22 protein-coding genes are annotated in these 17,706 nt (G+C 68.0%); 8 read left to right on the top strand and 14 right to left on the bottom strand.

Annotated features, from left to right (window positions below; translation table 11 throughout):
- Positions 1–43: 43 nt before the first annotated feature.
- Together LTT66_RS29705 and LTT66_RS29700 are read right to left on the bottom strand one after the other, a co-directional pair.
- Positions 44–778, bottom strand: coding sequence for an AraC family transcriptional regulator (locus tag LTT66_RS29705; protein ID WP_233061876.1), 735 nt, complete (start codon positions 776–778; stop codon positions 44–46).
- The gene (locus LTT66_RS29700) at positions 775–930 is read right to left on the bottom strand and encodes a hypothetical protein (RefSeq protein WP_233061875.1); all 156 of its coding nucleotides are present in this window, start codon (positions 928–930) and stop codon (positions 775–777) included. Before LTT66_RS29700 ends, LTT66_RS29705 begins: the two co-directional genes overlap by 4 nt.
- 70 nt (positions 931–1,000) lie before the next feature.
- Here LTT66_RS29700 and LTT66_RS29695 point away from each other — a divergent pair, with 70 nt between their 5' ends.
- A complete protein-coding gene (locus tag LTT66_RS29695) occupies positions 1,001–1,840 on the top strand; it encodes an alpha/beta fold hydrolase (protein WP_233061874.1) in 840 nt (279 codons plus the stop codon).
- 37 nt (positions 1,841–1,877) lie between these two features.
- Here the strand turns inward: LTT66_RS29695 and LTT66_RS29690 are convergent, their stop codons facing one another.
- Positions 1,878–2,723: an NAD(P)H-binding protein gene (locus LTT66_RS29690; protein WP_233061873.1), complete on the bottom strand. Its 846-nt coding sequence runs from the start codon at positions 2,721–2,723 to the stop codon at positions 1,878–1,880.
- Positions 2,724–2,803: 80 nt separating this feature from the next.
- Between LTT66_RS29690 and LTT66_RS29685 the strand changes: the two genes are divergently transcribed.
- The 3 genes from LTT66_RS29685 (at position 2,804) to LTT66_RS29675 (ending at position 5,348) form a co-directional block, all read left to right on the top strand.
- Positions 2,804–3,745: an AraC family transcriptional regulator gene (locus tag LTT66_RS29685; protein ID WP_233061872.1), complete on the top strand. Its 942-nt coding sequence runs from the start codon at positions 2,804–2,806 to the stop codon at positions 3,743–3,745.
- 109 nt (positions 3,746–3,854) lie between these two features.
- Positions 3,855–4,442 carry a hypothetical protein gene (locus LTT66_RS29680; protein ID WP_233061871.1) on the top strand — a complete coding sequence of 196 codons (588 nt, stop codon included), beginning with the start codon at positions 3,855–3,857 and terminating at the stop codon, positions 4,440–4,442.
- A gap of 84 nt (positions 4,443–4,526) precedes the next feature.
- Complete coding sequence (locus LTT66_RS29675) at positions 4,527–5,348, top strand: NmrA family NAD(P)-binding protein (RefSeq protein ID WP_233061870.1); 822 nt, start codon at positions 4,527–4,529, stop codon at positions 5,346–5,348.
- A 31-nt stretch (positions 5,349–5,379) separates the two neighbouring features.
- Here the strand turns inward: LTT66_RS29675 and LTT66_RS29670 are convergent, their stop codons facing one another.
- From LTT66_RS29670 to LTT66_RS29660, 3 genes are all read right to left on the bottom strand, one after another.
- Entirely contained in the window at positions 5,380–6,102 is a 723-nt protein-coding gene (locus tag LTT66_RS29670) for a YwaF family protein (protein ID WP_233061869.1), read from the bottom strand.
- An 87-nt stretch (positions 6,103–6,189) separates the two neighbouring features.
- Positions 6,190–7,089: an RNA polymerase sigma-70 factor gene (locus LTT66_RS29665; protein ID WP_233069440.1), complete on the bottom strand. Its 900-nt coding sequence runs from the start codon at positions 7,087–7,089 to the stop codon at positions 6,190–6,192.
- Between the two features lie 2 nt (positions 7,090–7,091).
- A complete protein-coding gene (locus tag LTT66_RS29660) occupies positions 7,092–7,859 on the bottom strand; it encodes an SDR family oxidoreductase (protein WP_233061868.1) in 768 nt (255 codons plus the stop codon).
- A gap of 82 nt (positions 7,860–7,941) precedes the next feature.
- Here LTT66_RS29660 and LTT66_RS37525 point away from each other — a divergent pair, with 82 nt between their 5' ends.
- Complete coding sequence (locus tag LTT66_RS37525) at positions 7,942–8,475, top strand: pyridoxamine 5'-phosphate oxidase family protein (protein ID WP_408638692.1); 534 nt, start codon at positions 7,942–7,944, stop codon at positions 8,473–8,475.
- Positions 8,430–9,092 carry an aminoglycoside phosphotransferase family protein gene (locus tag LTT66_RS29655; protein WP_233069439.1) on the top strand — a complete coding sequence of 221 codons (663 nt, stop codon included), beginning with the start codon at positions 8,430–8,432 and terminating at the stop codon, positions 9,090–9,092. The genes LTT66_RS37525 and LTT66_RS29655 overlap by 46 nt, the downstream gene beginning before the upstream one ends.
- A 41-nt stretch (positions 9,093–9,133) precedes the next feature.
- Here the strand turns inward: LTT66_RS29655 and LTT66_RS29650 are convergent, their stop codons facing one another.
- The 4 genes from LTT66_RS29650 to LTT66_RS29640 all read right to left on the bottom strand — a co-directional run bounded on the left by LTT66_RS29650 (position 9,134) and on the right by LTT66_RS29640 (position 12,360).
- On the bottom strand, positions 9,134–9,445 hold the full coding sequence (locus LTT66_RS29650; RefSeq protein ID WP_233061867.1) for a hypothetical protein: 312 nt from the start codon (positions 9,443–9,445) through the stop codon (positions 9,134–9,136).
- A 291-nt stretch (positions 9,446–9,736) separates the two neighbouring features.
- On the bottom strand, positions 9,737–10,750 hold the full coding sequence (locus tag LTT66_RS29645; protein ID WP_233061866.1) for a BtrH N-terminal domain-containing protein: 1,014 nt from the start codon (positions 10,748–10,750) through the stop codon (positions 9,737–9,739).
- Positions 10,738–10,869: a hypothetical protein gene (locus LTT66_RS37150; protein ID WP_269821978.1), complete on the bottom strand. Its 132-nt coding sequence runs from the start codon at positions 10,867–10,869 to the stop codon at positions 10,738–10,740. Before LTT66_RS37150 ends, LTT66_RS29645 begins: the two co-directional genes overlap by 13 nt.
- A 126-nt stretch (positions 10,870–10,995) precedes the next feature.
- Positions 10,996–12,360: a flavin monoamine oxidase family protein gene (locus LTT66_RS29640; protein WP_233061865.1), complete on the bottom strand. Its 1,365-nt coding sequence runs from the start codon at positions 12,358–12,360 to the stop codon at positions 10,996–10,998.
- A 60-nt stretch (positions 12,361–12,420) separates the two neighbouring features.
- Here LTT66_RS29640 and LTT66_RS29635 point away from each other — a divergent pair, with 60 nt between their 5' ends.
- Complete coding sequence (locus tag LTT66_RS29635; protein WP_233061864.1) at positions 12,421–13,032, top strand: TetR/AcrR family transcriptional regulator; 612 nt, start codon at positions 12,421–12,423, stop codon at positions 13,030–13,032.
- 17 nt (positions 13,033–13,049) lie between these two features.
- On the opposite strand, the gene LTT66_RS29630 is transcribed toward LTT66_RS29635, so the two are convergent.
- Together LTT66_RS29630 and LTT66_RS29625 are read right to left on the bottom strand one after the other, a co-directional pair.
- Positions 13,050–13,730: a response regulator gene (locus LTT66_RS29630; protein WP_233061863.1), complete on the bottom strand. Its 681-nt coding sequence runs from the start codon at positions 13,728–13,730 to the stop codon at positions 13,050–13,052.
- Complete coding sequence (locus tag LTT66_RS29625; RefSeq protein ID WP_233061862.1) at positions 13,727–14,830, bottom strand: sensor histidine kinase; 1,104 nt, start codon at positions 14,828–14,830, stop codon at positions 13,727–13,729. Before LTT66_RS29625 ends, LTT66_RS29630 begins: the two co-directional genes overlap by 4 nt.
- Positions 14,831–15,045: 215 nt before the next feature.
- Here LTT66_RS29625 and LTT66_RS29620 point away from each other — a divergent pair, with 215 nt between their 5' ends.
- Positions 15,046–15,465: a DUF6223 family protein gene (locus LTT66_RS29620; protein WP_233061861.1), complete on the top strand. Its 420-nt coding sequence runs from the start codon at positions 15,046–15,048 to the stop codon at positions 15,463–15,465.
- A 114-nt stretch (positions 15,466–15,579) separates the two neighbouring features.
- On the opposite strand, the gene LTT66_RS29615 is transcribed toward LTT66_RS29620, so the two are convergent.
- Together LTT66_RS29615 and LTT66_RS29610 are read right to left on the bottom strand one after the other, a co-directional pair.
- The gene (locus LTT66_RS29615) at positions 15,580–16,212 is read right to left on the bottom strand and encodes an ankyrin repeat domain-containing protein (protein ID WP_233061860.1); all 633 of its coding nucleotides are present in this window, start codon (positions 16,210–16,212) and stop codon (positions 15,580–15,582) included.
- Complete coding sequence (locus tag LTT66_RS29610) at positions 16,209–17,375, bottom strand: hypothetical protein (RefSeq protein ID WP_233061859.1); 1,167 nt, start codon at positions 17,373–17,375, stop codon at positions 16,209–16,211. Before LTT66_RS29610 ends, LTT66_RS29615 begins: the two co-directional genes overlap by 4 nt.
- Between the last annotated feature and the right edge of the window lie 331 nt (positions 17,376–17,706).

Raw genomic sequence — 17,706 nt, 5'->3', positions numbered from 1 at the left:
CTCAGGTGAGCGCTTGTAGAAATCGGCTGACCTGACCGCCGGCTCAGCCGGGTGTCCGGCGCCAGCCGGTCGCCACCAGGGCCTCGGTGGGGGTGATGCCGAACAGGTCGCGGCAGGTTCGGGTGAGGTGCGCGCTGTCGGAGAATCCGGCGGCATGGGCGGCTTCGGTCAGCGATCGTCCCGCCCGGACCTGATCGATGGCGCGGCGCAGCCGCGTCCAGCGCCGCCATGCCGCATAGGGCAGCCCGACCTCGGCGGCGAACAGATGCGACAGGCGACTCGGGGACATCGCCACCCGGCGGGCCAACTCACCGAGGGCCGGTGGTCCGACCGGGCCGGCGTCTGCCGATTCCATCGCCGCGATCACCACCGGATGCGCGGCGCGCCGGGGCAAGGTGATCGCCGAATCCCGCGGCGGGTTACCGCGCGACGTCGGGATGGCCGCCGCGATCCAACTCTGCACCTGATCCGCGGGCCGGTCGGCCAGACGGGCGACGGCAGCGCGTCCGGCGACGCCGGCCGGGTCGAGGTAGGCGAGGAATCCGGCGGTTCCGGCCGCCACGCGCACTTCGTGACGGACTCCGGGCGGGATGATCGCGAGGTCTGCGCGGCCGGCGTTCCCGCTGCCGTCGACCAGGGTGAGTTCGCCGCGGGTGACCAGCAATACCTGCACGGCGGCGTGGGAATGCGCTGCGGTAGCCCCGATTTCGCCGGTGAAGGCCATCAGGCCGGGAGTGAACACGACACCGCCGCGCCACTTGGAGATCGACTCGGTCATCGCGCCTCACTACCGGCCGAGGGGCCCAGGACGATCGACCCGACGGCACGCTGCGCAGCGACCAACCCCACTCCGGCCGCGGCGGACCGGCTGGGCACGCCGCCGAGGTAGCGAACCAGGCCGCTCAGGGCCACCACCCGAGCACGGTTCATGGCAGAAATATACCCAAGGATGTCTTTTCGGACTCTCGGCCGGGAGGTAGGACCCGGCCACAGTGGTCTCATGGGTGAAATTACTGAAACGGGCGTGCTGAGGACCGCAGTCCAGGTCGACGGCGAGACGGCCAGCTATCTGGCCGCAGGACAAGGCGGGCCGACTGTGTTGCTGCTGCACGGAACGTATTGGAGCCGGGTATGGCTTCCGGCGCTGGGCCGCCTCGCGGAGGCGGGGCTGCGGCCTGTGGCGGTCGATTTCCCCGGGCTTGGGCGCTCGGGCGGCGAACTCACCCTGGAAACGGCCACGGTCCCGGCCCTCGCGGAGTGGGTGGTGCGCTTCGCTTCCGCGCTCGATGTCTCCGGGCCTATCGCTGTGGCCGGCCACGACATCGGCGGCGCCGTCGCACAGCATCTCCTCGCCCACGATCGGCTGGGGATGCCCCGGCTGGCCTTGGTCAATTCGGTCGCCTACGACTCTTGGCCCGCGCCCCACGTGGCCCGGTTCCGGAACCCGGAGATCGTCGCGGCGACCACCGCCGATGAATTTCTCACCGCCCGCCGACGGGCCGTGACAACGGACCTGGCCGGTGCCGCCACCGAACAGCGGATCGCTGACTATCTGGATCCGTGGACCGATCCGCGCGTCAGTCGCTCCTGGCTGGCCATGGTCGGCGCGGCAGACAACCGATACACCCTCGATCTCGTTCCCGCGCTGCGGCGGTCCATGACGCCAACATTGCTGATCTGGGGCCAGGACGACGCCTTCGAGAAGGTGGAGTTCGCCGAAAAGTTCGCCTCGGAGATCCCGCACACCACACTCCACCGTATCCCGGAAGCGGCACACATCCCCACGGAGAACGCCCCCGGCCGAGTCGCCCGCGCCCTCATCGACTTCTTCACGGAGTAGCGGTCGGCCGCAGAACCGCTTGGCAAGGCTCGGCCGATCAGATCGCCCAACCTCCCGCGGCAGCAGTGGACTGGGCGAATTCGGCGAAAGTCCGCGGCGGGCGACCGAGGGCACGCTGCACGCCATCGGAGACGTATTCGTCCTTCCCCTCTCTCAGCGGCTCGACGACGTCCGCAAAGGCCGCGGCGTCGGCGGGCGGCATTCCCTGCCGAACGAGTTCCGCGACGTAATCCTCGACGGAGATTGGCACGTAACGGATTTCGCGGCCGGTGGCCTCGGAGATCGTCGCGACTGCCTCGGCCAGGGTCACCGCCCGGGGACCGGACAGCTCGTAGATCTCCCCCACGTGCCGGTCTTCGGTCAGCGCGGCGACCACCACCGCGGCGATGTCCTCGGCATCCACGAAGCCGGCGGCCCCATCGCCGGCCGGCAGCCGCAGTTCACCGGTGCGAATGGCATCGGCGAAGAATCCCTCGCTGAAGTTCTGCGCGAACCAGCCCGGCCTGCTGATCGTCCACTCCAGACCGCTCTCCCGCACAGCGGCCTCGCTGTCGAGTATGCCGTCGAGGACACCGCTGCTGTCCTTGACATAGTCCGGATCATCGATCCCGCGCCCCGATGCCAGCACGATCCGCTCTACTCCATGCCGCACCGCCCGTTCGATGAACGGCCGAACGAGCTGAGTGCCGTCCAGCTGCACGATGTAGACGGACCGCACGCCTTTCAGTGCGGCATCCCAGGTGCCGCAGTCGGTCCAGTCGAAGACGTGCTCGCCGTTGCGGGCCGCCGCGCGAACCGGCAGCCCCTTCGCCCGCAATCGGCTGACGACACGGCGGCCGGACTTGCCGGTCGCCCCGGTGACAAGAATCGGATGTTCAGACATGACCCCAGTCAATCGGCTGACGTCGAGACGATCCATGGCTAGGAAGCGCCAGTTGATGTCTAGGCGTCTACTCTGAAGGCATGGACGCCGTGTCGGAGCTGTTGGCAGACGTACGGGCGCGCGGCGCGGTCTTCCGGCAGACGATCGTGCGCCCGCCCTGGGCCCTCCGAATGGCCAGTGGCGCCCCTCTGGCGCTGGTCACGATGCTGCACGGCCGGGCGTGGATCGTTCCGGACCAGCACGAACCGGTACCCATCGGCGTCGGCGACATAGCCGTCATCCGCGGCGACGCGCCCTACACGGTGGCCGACCACCCCGCGACCACACCCGCGCTGGTGGTGACCAGCGCCGACTACTGCCCGGGAGCTGAGGGCGTCGAGCGCGCCGCCGGGCCGGCCCGGACCTGCGGAACACCGTCCGAGGAGGCCGCTGTGCTGGTCAGCGGTGCTTTCGAGCGCCGGGGCGAGCTCAGCGAGCGACTGCTGCGAGCACTGCCCGCCGTGCTGGTGGTGCCCCGCCAGGAGAGCCCCTACCCGTCGGTGGAGATAGTGGCCGAAGAGGTCGCCAGAGACCGGCCGGGACAGCAACTGGTGCTGGACCGGCTACTGGACCTGATGCTGGTCTCCGCACTGCGCAGCTGGTTCGACAACCCGGACGCCGACGCCCCGGCCTGGTGCCGCGCACTGGACGACCCGGTCGTGGGTGCGGCGCTTCGGCTCCTGCACGACGCACCTGCCCACCCATGGACGGTGGCCGAGCTCGCGTCGAAGGTGGGAGTGTCGCGAGCCGCGCTCGCCCGGCGGTTCACCGCGCTGGTCGGCGAGCCACCGATGTCCTACCTCACCGGCTGGCGGATCGATTCGGCCGCGAACCTGCTGCGGGAGACCGACCACACTGTGGGCACGATCGCAAGAAAGGTGGGCTACGCCAACGCCTTCGCGTTGAGCGTGGCGTTCAAGCGGCTACGTGGCACCCGACCCAGTGACCACCGCAGCCCGAAACGCGAGTGGCGGGCCGAATGAGACCATCACGAGCTGCCATCCGGGCCTCGCCACCCACCAGGCAGAGACCTGTTCTCACCAGCGGCGCACACCCACGAGGGTGGCGCGGGCTGCGGGATACGCTCACCCGGTGCCTATTTCGTTCGACATCGGGGAAATGCAGCAGGTCGACAACGCGACCTGGCGGGATCCTCGGACCGGTGACATGGTGAACGTGTCGTACTTCGACATCGTCCCGGATCTGCCCGCGCCACTGGAGGATCTGCCGACTCTGCGCCGTCGCCTGGCCGAGAGAAGTGCCTCGAACGGCTGCCTGATCGAAGCTTTCGTGGTGTGGCTGGACGCGCAGCCCGCGCTGTTGCGAATGGAGAAGCTGCCGTTGCCGAACCAGCCCCAGGGCTTGGTGTTCGCCGCGTCCGTGATCGTCCCGAAGTCCCGCAGCAGCGCGGTCCTGCAGATCCTTTGTCCCGAGACCGGCACCACCGGCCTGCGTGAGGCCATGCTCGCCGCCAAGATCGGTTTCGACAACATGTACCCGCCGCATCCCTACGCACCCGAGGTGCAGGGCCGGCTGCCGTACAACGCGGCCGACGACATCCGATGGGACGCGGAATTCCCCGATCACCCGCTCAGCCGCGCCCGTCGCTGGATCGCGCACACCGTCCCGACCGCCCGGCTCGCACCGGATTTCGCGGCACTGCCCCCGTTCGCCGGCTGAGACACCACCATGCCGCCGACCAGCGATCTTGACCTCGAGCATAGTTGAGCTTCTAGCGTCGTCCGCGACGATAGGAGTTCATTGATGACGACATTGGTTACGGGCGCCACCGGAAACACCGGCCGCCACGTGGTAGGAGAACTGGTACGCCGGGGAGAGCGCGTTCGAGCGCTCACACGGAATCCCACTGCTGCCGCGCGGATTCTGCCGCTCGATGTGGAGTTGGTGGCGGGCACGCATACCGCACCGTGGATGCTGGACTCGGCCCTCGAAGACGTTAGCCGACTGCATGTCACCGTAACGGCGGGGCTCGCCGAAGCCGGTCCCGAACTGGTGCGGCGGGCCGTCGCGGCGGGCGTGCGGCGGATCACCGTGGTGTGGGGCGGTGCGGTCGGACCGGTCGAACAGGCCGTGGCGGATTCGGGTGTGGAGTGGACCCGGCTGGAACCGCAAGAATTCATGTCCAACACGTTGACCTGGATCGAATCGATCCGGGCCGAGGGCGTCGTGCGTGAACCCTACGACTTCCCCAGCGCGCTGGTACACGAGGCCGACATAGCAGCCGTCGCGGCTGTCGCGCTGCTCGACGACGGCCACGCGGGGCGCGCTTACAATCTCACCGGCCCGCAATCGCTGACACCGCGGGAGCGGATCGAGATCCTGTCTCCGGCTGTCGGTCGCGACATAGCCTTCGTCCCGATCACTCATGAGCAGGCCATCGACCGACTCGTGGCCACCGGCGTACCCCGAGCCGATGCCGAATACGTCATCGGCTGGTACGCCGCACCCAGCGAGGACTCCACCACGGTCGTCGACACCGTCGAGCGGATTACCGGCCGCCCAGCCCGCACTTTCTCGCAATGGGTGGCCGAACACGCGGAACGTTTTCGGGAGCCGCGGGCGTAGTGTTCGATGTCGCGCGGAGGGAAGCCTCGTGTCAGCGTGCGCTGCGATGTGGGCGTTCAGCGCGTGATCTCCGAGTCCACGGCCAGGTCATCGAGGCCCACACCGCAAGCAGGAGCACGGCCACGGTAACCAGGTACCAGGGCCAGGGGCCGAGCACATCGAGCAGTGAGGGGGTCGCGGGTTTCCCGTTGACGAATCCATAGTTGGTACCGGCGATCGAGTTGAAGACGAACGTGACCGCGACCCACACCACCGTGACGATTACGGCAAACCAGTAGCTTCGCCAGTCCGGCCGCATGCCGATGCCCCAGGTGAGGTAGATGGCTGCCCAGACCACGACCAGGTGGATCGCCCAGAAGGCCAGGAATTCGGGATGCGGGAAATCCGGGCCGTCGAGTGCCGGTGACACGAGCGCCTGTGTGCTGAGCGTCAGGCACCAGTAATAGGTCAGCGCATACGCCCAGCGGCGATGCGACCACAGGGCGTATGCCGCGACCATGGTCGCGAGATCGGTCAGTCGCAGCGGAACCGAGCGTCCGACAGTCGGCGGAACCATCGCGGAGAAGTAGATCGCCAGGTACAACAACAGCGTCGCGCCACCGGCAACACGGCCGAATCGGCGTTCCCCCTCCGGGCTGCGGTGCCTACGTCCGACCCGCACAACCAACGCCGCACCGGCCGCGAACACGGCGAGCACGACCCAGTGTGATGGCCCGTAGGCGGAGAACTCGCGCAGCGCGGATGGCGGGTCCACCTAGCTGATCTTATTCGCGCGGACGCACCCGCCGAAGCCGTCGCCGTATTTGTACGCCCGCCCACCGAGGCGACCGCGGTGGCGGGCCTAGGTTTCGCCGCGGAGGGCCGCCCAGGCATCCGCCACGGGGCCGACGTGCCCGAGCTTGTCCGGGTTGTTCACCGTGCGAATCGTCTGGATCTGCCCGTCGAGGATGTCCAGCGCCCAGGTGTTTAGGATCTTGCCGTCCTGGTCGCGGAAGATCGCACCCGGCTGGCCGTTCACCAGGTGCGGTTCCATCTTCGCGTCGATCCGAGCGAACATCCGGACGAGCGCGGCGAGTGCCCGAGCCACGTTCTGAGCTCCGACGAATCGGTCGGCCCATTGCGGGGCCTTGCCGCCGCCGTCGCCGACCATCTGGACGTCCGCGGCCAGCAGCTCGGTCAGTCCGTCGACATCCCCGTCCCGGAAGGCGTCGAGGAATCGCGCGGCGAGCTTCTCCCGCTCGGCGCGGTCGGCCTCGAACCGAGGCCGGGCCGAGTCCATATGGCGGCGCGCCCGCACCACGAGCTGGCGGCACGCGGCTTCCGAGCGTCCCACCGCGGAGGCGACCTCGGGAAAGCCGAACCCGAACACTTCCCGCAGGACGAAGACCGCGCGTTCGAGCGGGCTGAGCCGCTCGAGCAGCAGCAGTGCCGCCATGGACAACGAGTCGGCCAGTTCCGCCGAGCGCTGCGGGTCCTCGTAGGGGTCGGCCAGCAGCGGCTCGGGGAACCACGGCCCGACGTACTCCTCCCGCCGGACGCGGGCCGAGCGCAGCACGTCGATCGAGATCCTGGTCACGGTGGCAGCCAGGAACGCTTTGGCCGACGCGGGCTGGGTCGGGGATGCCGCGTAGCGCAGCCAGGTCTCCTGGACCGCGTCTTCCGCTTCGGTCACGCTGCCCAGGAGCCGGTAGGCGATCGAGAACAGCAGCGGCCGCAGATCTTCGAACTCCTCGTCGCGCATCCTCACCAGGGCACCGAACCGTCTTCGCCGAAGAACCCGCCCGTCGGCCCGTCCGCGTCGAGCGTGGCCAGGCGCACCAAGACCGCGGCGCCCTGCGCGACCGTGAGGAAACCGGTGTGGTTGTTGCTGTCGGTGTCGACGTAGCCGGGAGCGACGGCGTTGACGAGGAACCCGTCCTTGCGCAGCTCCTTGGCGTAGTTCACGGTCAGCGCGGTCACCGCGGATTTCGACGGGGAGTACGCCGCCGACGGCAGCAGGGTTGCGAAGGGACCGTCCAGGTCGCTGGTGAGAGTCAGCGACGCGGCATGACTGCTGACGTTGACGATGCGCGGCGCCGGTGACCGCCGCAGCAGCGGCAGCATGGCATTGGTCACCGCGATCACCCCGAAAACGTTGGTCTCGAACACCTCCCGGACCATGCCAAGGTCGACGGTGCTGGGAATCTGATCGTAGGCGTCCTGGGGCGAAACCTGCCCGGAGCCGGTGATGCCGGCGTTGTTGATCAGCACGTCGAGGTGGCCGAAGCGCTGCTCGATCCGCTTCGCGGCCTCCGCGACGGTCGTGCGGTCGGTGACGTCCAGGGTGACCGCGTGCGCGGCGCCACCTGCCGCGCGCAGCGCTGCGGCGGCCTCCTCGCCGCGCCGCGGGTCTCTGGCACCGATCAGGACAACCATGCCCTGCGCGGCGAGTTGCTCGGCAGCCCCACGGCCGATCCCCTTGTTCGCCCCGGTAACCAGCGCGACCTTCTGATGTGTGGTCTGCTCGCTCATGACCAGCTCCTTGCTCTGAGAGGGTGTGTTTCGTAGAACCTGTCCGCGAAACACGAGACGAGACAGCCCGGCCCCCTGTGACATGCGGACAGAAAATGTCCGAGAGAGGATCGTTGGGCGGTGTCGTGGGCAACCCGAGATAGATCCGCCTGCCACCCTGAGGGGAAGGATCACCAGCCGACCGATGCGGACCCTACGCGAATCCGAAATCACTGACCTACTGACACGAGACGTCGTGGCGCACCTGCCCACGATCGACTCAGCGGGGTACCCGCACATCACGCCGCTGTGGTTCGTCTGGCTCGACGACAGGTTCTACCTGACCAGCTACGCCGACCGGCCGCACCTGGAGCGGATGCGGCCCAATCCTCGCGTCGGGCTCGTCATCGATGTCGAAGACTCCCTCCGCGCCGATGGCGAGCGACCGAACCGGCAGGTTCGAGTCATCGGCACCGCAAGTCTCGCCCCCGACCCGGCAGGCACCTGGACCGAACGCAGTGGAGTGATCTGCCGGTCTCACCGGTCCCGGTGGACGGCTGGGACAACCGCACCTACCGGTTGGGTGCGGACATGTCGGTGCGACTGCCGACCGCGGCTTCCTACGCGCCTGCGGTAGCGAAGGAAAGCGTCTGGTTACCTCGTCTGGCGCCGAAGCTGCCCGTCGCGATACCCACAGTGCTTGCCGTGGGAACTCCGGGTTGTGGATACGCATTTTCGTGGTCGGTGCGCGATTGGCTGCCGGGCGACACCGCTGACAGGGCCGCGATCACCGACATGACCCAATTCGCTGCCGACGTTGCGGAGTTCATTCGTGCGCTCCAGCGATGCGATGACACCGGCGCCCCGCCGGCCGGGGCGCACAGCTTCTACCGCGGTCACCATCCAGCGCATTACGACGAGCAGACCAGGCGCTGTCTGCGGGTGTCGGCCGGACGGATCGATGTGCGACGGGCCACCCAGGTCTGGGAGTCCGCCCTGGCGGCAGAGTGGAATGGGACCCCGGTGTGGTTCCACGGTGACATCGCTGCCGGCAATCTCCTGGTCTCCGGTGGGAAATTGACGGCGGTCATCGACTTCGGGACTTGCGGCGTCGGCGATCCCGCCTGCGATTCGGTTCTCGCCTGGACGATGCTGTCCGGAGACAGCCGCGCTACGTTTCGCCAGGTTTTGGGCCACGACGACGCAGCCAATCTGCGGGTCATCACGGAGATCCTTGCCGACGACCTCGAGTGACCTGCGTCGTCCGGCTGCCGAGTTCAGGAAATGACTCCCCTTCACCGAGCTCCTGGGGCGCACGGATTCGGAAGTGCCGACATCGTGGCCAAGTCGCAGATGCCACTGGTCAGCATCTGAAAGGGGGCTACGCCCATGAGCACGAGAATTCCGATGATGTCGCCCCGCTCGAGGAATCCCATGCCCGTGCGCACCGCCGCCGATCCGGAGTCCGTCGCCGCCGAACCGGTTTCGGCCGCGATAGCGGTCACCGGGGCGGAGCTGGTCGGGTCGGCCGTCGCGCCGGCTGCCGTCACGACGAGAGTCGCCGCCGCGACCGAGGCGGCCGCAAGGTGCAGGGGGGTACGCATCATCGCGCTCCTCTATGAGAAGAATAGTTGTTCACATGCTAACAAGCAGATGCTCTGCTGTCCGGAGAATCGCGGAGGACCGGTCGATACCTCCGGCACGGCGCTCCGACCCCCGATTCGCGCCGCGAACAGCATCGAGTGTGCAGTATCGCCGCACTACAAAGCTTCCATGCGAAGAAGGAAGCACGCATCCGGTGCACCGCATCTGCGGGTATCGACTCGGACAGCCGCTCGAATATGCCGTCACTTAATGCCGCCGGGCAACGGATGCTGGTCACCTGAGCTTCAAGACCGTCAGGACTGGATCGGACTCCGGGCCTCACTCCCCAGGCAGCTCAGCGCCCGCATGGCCTCGTGCTCTATCCGCGCAAGATCGCAGAGGATGGCGCCTGCCTGCGCGAGGCTCTGGGCATCGCCCGATTCACCAGCTTTCGTGATCAGCGCTGCGACTTCCGTCCACAGAATGGCGGCCTCGATGTACAGCTCGTGGCCGGTGCGCAGGTGGCTGCTGTCGAACAGCTCGGTGCATTCCGCGAGGAAGTCGCGGTAGAGGTTGCGGAACAGGGCGCCACCGGTGCCGGCCTTCTCCATCAAGAGGGCGGCCTGTAGCAGGTCCCGCTGCGGGTTGTCGGTGCGCTGGAGCCATGTGCGCACCAACTTGCCGGCCTTTTCAATGCCTCGGTAGCCGAGATTGGCGATAGGCGGGTTGAGGAAAGCGGCGGCGCAGGCGGTGATGGCGGAAATGATCTGGCCCCGTGCGGGAGACGGATTCCTCACAGCGGTAAGGGTGAACGACCGATGCGCAGCGGTCATCGGGCCGCGCGCGGCCCTGGCCTGGGCGAGGCTGGTCAGGCTGGTGGATACCGTTCCGCCTTGCTGGTCGGTGTCCACCAGATGAGCATCGCGATCGTCATAGCCGTACATGGCCACGATATGACCGCCGAAGTGCACCTTCGAACCGAAGTAGTCCAGGTAGTAGCTGTCGAGCTGCAGCCCGACGGGGCGACCGGCATCGAGAGGAACCACCACGTTCTCCCACGCTTTGCGGGGCGAGGTGGTCTCTCGGACCAGCAGCTCCAGCTCGAGTCGGGAGGCCGAATTCCTGGTGAGGTCGAAAGGCTTGACCCGTCCGCCGAGGAAGGGGAAGCCAATGTTCTTGCTGTCCCAGTAGATGAACGACAGACCGGAGCCCAGGCCGAAGAGCATGGGCTCGGACAGATCGAGCCCTTCGTGCCGCAGCAGCACCCCCAGAGCTGTCGTCTCGCAGTGCTGCGTAGCGCGGGCATCGATGTCGATCACCGTGCCCATGCCGTGCCCTCCTGAACGGGGATGATCAGCCGGGTCATCAGTTCCCCTTGCGGTGCCTGTGCCGGTCCGGCGAGATGGGCGCGAGCGTGGCGCCCAATGGTGAGAAGTCCGTATTCCACGCCATCATGGTGGTCCCTCCCCCGGCGGGAGAGTCCAACGCTGCACCCATCGGCCCGGGTTGAGCGTGGGACGCACACACCAATCCAGGTGGCTTTGTGCGGCTGCCGTCGTAAACCACCTCCCCCTCATGCGCGGCTGCGAACGAGGGCGGGGGCGATTTCGCGGGCTGCCCGGTGGCCGGATTCGGCGGCTCCGTCCATGTAGCCGGCCCAGCGGGTAGCGGTTTCGGTGCCCGCCCAGTGCAGGGGGCCGACGGGTGCGCGCAGGGCAGGACCGAAGCGGGTTAGGGTGCCGGGCGTGGTGAACGCGCCATAGCAGCCGCGGCTGAATTCCTCTTCGGCCCAGTCGCGTTCGATGTAGGCGATGGGGTGGCGCGCCTGCGGCCCGAAGTAGCCGGCAAGGTCGTCGATCACCTGGGCACGACGATCATCGAGGTCCAGGCGCGCACCGATATCGGCGTGCCGTCCTTCCAGGAAGCCGACGAGCACCCCGGGTGAACCCTCCAGCGGAGTGTTGTCGAAGACGGTGCCCAGCGGCCGCTGATCGCTGTTGGCTTGACCGCTCAGACCCTCCCGACGCCAGAAGGGTTCGTGGTAGGCGACATTGATCTTGATCACCCTTCCCATCGGCATACGCTGGACGAGCTGGTCACGATCGCCGGGCAGACCTGGGGTGAAACGGATACGCGCCACCAGCGGCGGCGGCACCGCGACCACCGCTCGGCGGGCGCGAACGGTCGCGCCGCCCGCGACGATCCGGACGCCCGAAGCGTCCCACTCGACATCGGTCACCGCGGCGCCGAGGACGACACGGTCACCGAGTTCCTCGGCCAGAGCCAACGCGATGGTCTGGGAACCGCCGACAACGCGGTCCTGCTGCGCCCCGCCCACGGTGTTGATCAATGCGTCCACCCCACCGGCTGCGCCGACGTAGAAGGCGGCCCACAGCGCGGACAGATCCTCCGGCTCGGCGGAGAACACCGCTTCGGTGATCAGCTGGAAGAACGACCGGCCGCCGGCGGTATGGGCGGTTCGCCGTAGCCAGGTGGCGAAAGTCTGCGCGTCGAGGTGTTCGGCCTGCTCGGCTCGCCACGGCTCCGCCGCCGCGACCCGGCGCGCCACACGGTCCAGCCTCCACTGGATCTGCGCGACATCGGCCAGTGCCAGCGGGTTCAACTTGGGAATCCGGCCGCGGTACTCCGAGCGGGCCGTGCCGATCTCGGCGATGTGACGGCCCGCGGTGTGCGTGGGGAAAGTCCGCAGGCCGAGTTCCTCGATCAGCGCGAGCACGTGACGCTGACCCGGCCCTACCCATTGACCACCCACTTCGATGGGTGCGCCGCCGGGCAGTTCACCGTTCAGCAGCCGCCCGCCGACTCGATCGCGCGCCTCCAGCACAGCCACTTCGGCCCCGCCCCGCACCAGATCGCGGGCGGCCACCAGACCCGCGATTCCGGCACCGATAACGACCACATCCACTGCGTTGCCCACTGCACTCCTCTTCATACGTCATGTATCTGACATACACACTGTATGTGATATCCATAATGTATGGAAGCGTTGCGCGAGAAGTACGCGGAGAACACCCGCCAGGCGCTGCTCGACACCGCGGGGCGGTTGTTCGCCGAGCGTGACTACGCGGACCTTTCAGCAGAGGAGCTGGTGCGCGCCGCCGGCCTCACTCGCGGTGCGCTGTATCACCACTTCGACGGCAAGCGCGGACTGTTCGAAGCGATCGTGGACGATCTCGAGAATCGAGCGGCACAGCGCATCAGAACCGCGATCGAATCGGTCTCGGACCCGTTCGAACGTGTCGACCGTGGCGTGGAGCAGTTTCTCGACGTCTGCGCCGAACGCGAGTACCGGCACGTCGTGCTCCTGCAGGGACCGATCGGGCTCGGCTGGCAGCGCTGGCGTGAACTGGATCAGCGTCATCTCGGCGGCTTGGTCGTCGAGGCAGTACGGAATCTCTTGGACACCGCGCTCATCCGGCCATACCCCGCCGAACTGATCGCCAGTGCCTTCTACGGCGCCCTGACCGAACTGTCGCTGACCATCGCCGAGACCGACGACCGGCAACGCGCTCGCGGCCAGGCGGCGAGTCTCGTGCACGACCTTCTGGAAGGCTTGGCGATCGGAGCCGGCTCACGATCACCATCGTGATCGCCCCGATGTATCGGCTATCCAGGCCGTGGAGGTCGGGAGTTGGGTGGGGTTACCAAGCCGGATTCGTAGGCGAGGACGACGAGTTGGGCCCGGTCACGGACCTGAAGCTTCGTCATCGCTCGGTTGATATGGGTTTTGGCGGTCAGCGGACTGATGACCATGTGGCCCGCGATCTGCTCGTTGGACAGGCCTTGCGCGACCAGCGTTACGGCCTCGCGTTCGCGGTTGGTCAGTTCTTCGAGTCCCGTGCGGGTGCCGGTGTGCAGGGGCTGGGCGACATACCGATTGATCAGCCGACGGGTGATCGACGGTGCGAGCAGGGCATCGCCGCGCGCGGCTACGCGGATGGAGTGCAGGAAGTCGTCGGGCTGAATGTCTTTGACGAGGAATCCGGCCGCACCGGCGCGGAGCGCATCGAAGACGTATTCGTCCAAGCCGTAGTTGGTCAGGATGACTACATGTACCCCGGCCAGGGCCGGGTCGGCTGCGATGCGCCGGGTCATCTCGATGCCGTCGATGACCGGCATCTGAATGTCGATGAGCGCGATGTCGGGCAGATGTTGCCTGGCCAGCCTCAGGCCCTCGCTCCCGTCGGCAGCCTCGGCTACGACTTCGATGTCGTCCTCGAGCTCGAGCAGCGCGCGGAACCCACCGCGAACGAGCGGCTGGTCATCGACCAGCAGGACGCGGATCACGCTCGGTCCACGGGAAGCTCGGCCTGCACGCAGAAGCCACCTTCGCTGCGTGGCGCCGCCCGCAAGCGACCGCCGAGGGCGGTGACCCGTTCCCGCATCCCGAGCAGCCCGACACCGCCTACCGGGGCGCTGCCGGGGGTGGCCTTGCCGTCATCGTCGACTCGGATGACCAAAGTGTCGGGCCGATAGACGATCCGGACCGACGCTGTCGCTGCGGCAGCGTGACGGGTGATGTTGGTGAGCGATTCCTGAACGATCCGGTAGATGGTCCGATCCACTGCGAGTGGCAATTCCCGGCGTTGCCCTTCGATTGTCAGGCTCGTATCCAGCCCTGCCGTTCGGGCTCGCTCCACCAGGTCTGCGAGATGATCGAGCCCGTGCCGCGGGGTGACATCGTCGTCGCGCAGCGCCTCCAGGGTCGCGCGTAGTTCCCGGGCCGCCTCTCGACCGGCATCTCGGATCACCAGCAATGCCTCCGGCACCGCTTCGCCTCGTTTGCGGGCAACGTGGACGGCGGCCTCGGACTGAACCTTGATCACCGAGATCTGGTGGGTGAGCGAATCGTGCAACTCCCGCGCGATGTGCAGCCGCTCCTCGTCGGCGCGGCGCCGTGCGGTCTCCTCCCGGATGCGCTCGGCCTCGTCGGCGCGCTGTTCAGCTTGCCGCAGCGCTTCCCCGGCAGCACCGGCCGCGATCAACCACGCGATCTCGAGCGCGCCCCGAGCCTGCGCGAATGCCGCACTCGTGTCGTGCAGCGAAGCCAGCGCCGCGAGCGGAAGAGTAGCCAACAGTGCCACCGACGCCGCCACTGTGATCATGCGGTACCCCGCCCGCACCGCCGCGTATACCGCGAACAGGAACGCGACAGCGGGCACGTCGAAACCGACGGCTTGATAGCCCAACGCACACAACCCGGTGACGGCCAGCACGGCGACCGGAGCCCAGCGTCGCGCGGCCAGCGCCAAACCGCCGGCTATCAGCAACGCGTAACCCAGCGGGTCGAGATCCGTCGGTGAGTGCTGCTCGGCCAGACCGGTGACGAACAAGATCGCCGCCAACCCGACCGCGATCGCCCAGTCCGCGATCGATCCCCTGCTCATGCGAGCACCCTAGCTGGATTCTCGCGCGGGCAACTCCTGCCGAAAGACGATCCACCGGCTACCGCGAACGCAGTACTTCACGGCTTTCCTGCGGTATCCGCGGCAGTCGCTACGGCACCCGTCGCAGAGCTGATTGCCCACGCCCGCAGGATGTCTCGCGATTGTTCAGCCGACATCATCGAAAGACATCCAGTCGCACGACGAAGGAGCACCTCATGTCCGTCCGTCACCTCCTCGGCGCCACAGCGGTCCTGCTCGGAAGCTTCGCGCTGAGCTCACCGGCGGCCGCGCACGCCTCGACCCAGTCGGCCGCCGCCAGCGTGTCCGCCATGAGTTCCGGGCGACTCGGGGCCATCGTTGCCGCCGTGGTGGGGCTGATCGGCGTGGGCATCGGTGGGTCGGCGCTCACCCGCTCCACCCGTCGTTCCGGAACCGGCAACAGCAGAAACGCCGCCCTCGTAGCCCTGGTGGCGGGCCTGCTGGCCGTGGCCCTCGGCGGGCTGATCGTGGCCACCGCCGACGGTGGCATCGGCACCGGAAACGGCCTCGGCGGGGCCTTGGTGGCACTGGTGGTGGGGTCGATCAGCATGATCATCGGCGGGCTGGCAATCGCCCGCGCCCGTAGCGCCGGCTGAGCAGCCGACCGCAACGCAGACGAGCAGCGGCTTTGCCGCCGTACTGAATCCATGGATGAGCACGAGGTGCGCGGCCAGGTCTTCTGCCGAGCGAGTGGTCGAGAAGGCCGTCCGTCAGAAAGGTTGAGCGCGGGTGGAGCGCAGCAACGCGGCGATCTCGTCCACGGCGGCGGCGTTCTCGTCGGTGCGCTCCGGCAGCCGTTCGAGGGCGCGCCGATAGTCGGCGTCGGGGGTGTTCGGGTTCGCGCCCGCCGCGAGCAGAGCGCGGACGGCGGCGACATCGCCTCGGCGCACCGCGAGCCCGAGCGGGGTGTCACCGTCCAGCCCGCGCGGGCGTTCGAGCGTCGCGCCGGGACCGCACAGCAGCACCAGCCGGATGAGTTCGAGATCACCGGTTTCCACCGCGCACAGCAGCGGCGTGTCGCCCTCCGAGCCGACCGTATCCATGGACGCGCCCGCGGCCGCCAGCAGCCGCACCGCCGCCCACTGCTCGCGGAAGAACGCCATCAGCAGCGGCGTGGCATCGCGGTCGTCATCCCACCCGTCGACATCCGCGCCGTGCCGGAGGAGTAGGACGATCACGTCGGTCGAGCCGCCGCTCTCCAACTCCTCGAGCGCGGCGTGCAACGGCCGCCAGCGGGGTGCGCGGTCCTGGAGACCGTTCGGGTCAGCGCCCGAGGCCAGGGCCGCGGCAACCCCGGCCACGTCGTGGTCGGATATGAGCGCGAAAAGGTCGCCCGCGGTCATTGATTCGCCATCGGATGCCCCGGCGCGCAATTGACCGCCTCGAGCGCGAGGCACTGATTGATCGCGTTCTGGATTTCGGCGATGGCCTGCTGGTGGCGGGGGTCGGGCACACCGCCGAAGCACTGGTTCTGGATGTCGTTGCGGATGGCCAGGCAATCCCGCAGCGCCTGGATTCGCAACCGGATCAACGAGCACGGCATCCGGTCGAGCTTCTTCGGGCTCACCTTGGACGGACTGCAACTCTGCCCGGGAATGCGACCGCAGATCCTTTCCTTTTCGGCCTGCAACCGATCCAGTACCTCGTTCTCGCAGGTCTGGTTCGGGTATCGGCGGGTGGATGTCACCTGGGCAGTGGTCGGTGTGCTCGTGGTGTTCGCGGCACGCACCGTATCCGGGTGGCGCAGCAGGATGTACCCGGCGCCGATCGCCGCACCCGCCGCGATCAGCACGACCGCGCCGACCACCCATCCGGGCGGCCCGGTGGCCGCCTCGATCTCCGCGCCGCCGGCCGCCTCGATCGCCAGCAGCCCCTCCCCGGCGCTCATCAGCGTCGCCCCCAGCGAACCGCCCTCGACCACCGCCGTGCTCGTCGCCGCGACGCCCTGCGCGGCCGCGAGCCCCTGCGCGGCGGCAATGCCTTCGCCCGCAAGCGCTTCCGTGGCGAGCAGCCCCGTCGGGACGCTCGAGCTCGCGCCCGCGCTGCCGACGCCGACCATTCCGGCATAAGCCACCACCGGTGCGGCCCCCGCCAGCGCCGACGCCGAAATGGCACGCGACAGCACGCGGTTCATCGCGGGGTTCGTGGTCGGGCGCTGCGCGTCGATCTGCGCCAGAGTCGACAGCAGGTCGAAATCGACCGCCGAGACATCCGCGCCGGGGCCGGGATCGACCGGCGGGCAACTCTGCGTGCTCGGGTCGCACACCCGCTGTACGGTCTCCGCCTCACGATCGTGCTCGTGCGCCTTCTCCGCGCATTCCTCACACGGCGTCGCCCCGCACCGCTGCACCGTCACCTGCCCCGCCAGCAATCGAGCGACCGCCGCATTCCCGGCGGACCGTTGTAGCAGGGCGATATTTCCCGGACCGGGACTCCCCGCGGACGTGCGCGAGTGATGTGCCGGACGCACCTGCGCGGTGGTCTCGTAATTCTCGGCAATGCGCATCGGTGGCCTCCGCGGCGAATGAGCCTGCGACCGCTCAATCGCGGCCGACGCAAGCGTGATCGATCGTACGTTCCGCACGCCCCGCACAACCCGATTTGCCCATAAGGGCAGCCAACCCCGCCTCTCCGTGCAGGAGCGAGGCCCAACCTCGATCCCATCCGGGAGGGCACCTTGCTCGACGCCGTACTCGAACCCGGCACCGCAAACGACGTCGCCGATAAGTACTGCCGCGCGCGAGCCTTCGTGAAGCAGGCCCGCGACGACAAGAAAGGAGTTCTCGAAGCGAGCCACGATGCTTTACAGGAGCCGACCCGATCACTCCCTGATTGAT

The sequence above is a fragment of the Nocardia gipuzkoensis genome, assembly GCF_021183645.1.
Taxonomy (GTDB): Bacteria; Actinomycetota; Actinomycetes; order Mycobacteriales; family Mycobacteriaceae; genus Nocardia; species Nocardia abscessus.
This window is presented reverse-complemented; position numbering and strand designations above follow the sequence as displayed.

Coding starts and splice junctions, on each gene's coding strand:
- LTT66_RS29655 (WP_233069439.1), top strand. CDS start 8,430: ATGTCGGTGCGACTGCCGACCGCGGCTTCCTACGCGCCTGCGGTAGCG.
- LTT66_RS29615 (WP_233061860.1), bottom strand. CDS start 16,212: ATGACCGCGGGCGACCTTTTCGCGCTCATATCCGACCACGACGTGGCC.
- LTT66_RS29610 (WP_233061859.1), bottom strand. CDS start 17,375: ATGCGCATTGCCGAGAATTACGAGACCACCGCGCAGGTGCGTCCGGCA.
- LTT66_RS29645 (WP_233061866.1), bottom strand. CDS start 10,750: ATGGGCACGGTGATCGACATCGATGCCCGCGCTACGCAGCACTGCGAG.
- LTT66_RS29665 (WP_233069440.1), bottom strand. CDS start 7,089: ATGCGCGACGAGGAGTTCGAAGATCTGCGGCCGCTGCTGTTCTCGATC.
- LTT66_RS29705 (WP_233061876.1), bottom strand. CDS start 778: ATGACCGAGTCGATCTCCAAGTGGCGCGGCGGTGTCGTGTTCACTCCC.
- LTT66_RS29620 (WP_233061861.1), top strand. CDS start 15,046: ATGTCCGTCCGTCACCTCCTCGGCGCCACAGCGGTCCTGCTCGGAAGC.
- LTT66_RS29675 (WP_233061870.1), top strand. CDS start 4,527: ATGACGACATTGGTTACGGGCGCCACCGGAAACACCGGCCGCCACGTG.
- LTT66_RS29695 (WP_233061874.1), top strand. CDS start 1,001: ATGGGTGAAATTACTGAAACGGGCGTGCTGAGGACCGCAGTCCAGGTC.
- LTT66_RS29650 (WP_233061867.1), bottom strand. CDS start 9,445: ATGATGCGTACCCCCCTGCACCTTGCGGCCGCCTCGGTCGCGGCGGCG.
- LTT66_RS29625 (WP_233061862.1), bottom strand. CDS start 14,830: ATGAGCAGGGGATCGATCGCGGACTGGGCGATCGCGGTCGGGTTGGCG.
- LTT66_RS29700 (WP_233061875.1), bottom strand. CDS start 930: ATGAACCGTGCTCGGGTGGTGGCCCTGAGCGGCCTGGTTCGCTACCTC.
- LTT66_RS29660 (WP_233061868.1), bottom strand. CDS start 7,859: ATGAGCGAGCAGACCACACATCAGAAGGTCGCGCTGGTTACCGGGGCG.
- LTT66_RS37525 (WP_408638692.1), top strand. CDS start 7,942: ATGCGGACAGAAAATGTCCGAGAGAGGATCGTTGGGCGGTGTCGTGGG.
- LTT66_RS29635 (WP_233061864.1), top strand. CDS start 12,421: ATGGAAGCGTTGCGCGAGAAGTACGCGGAGAACACCCGCCAGGCGCTG.
- LTT66_RS29690 (WP_233061873.1), bottom strand. CDS start 2,723: ATGTCTGAACATCCGATTCTTGTCACCGGGGCGACCGGCAAGTCCGGC.
- LTT66_RS29685 (WP_233061872.1), top strand. CDS start 2,804: ATGGACGCCGTGTCGGAGCTGTTGGCAGACGTACGGGCGCGCGGCGCG.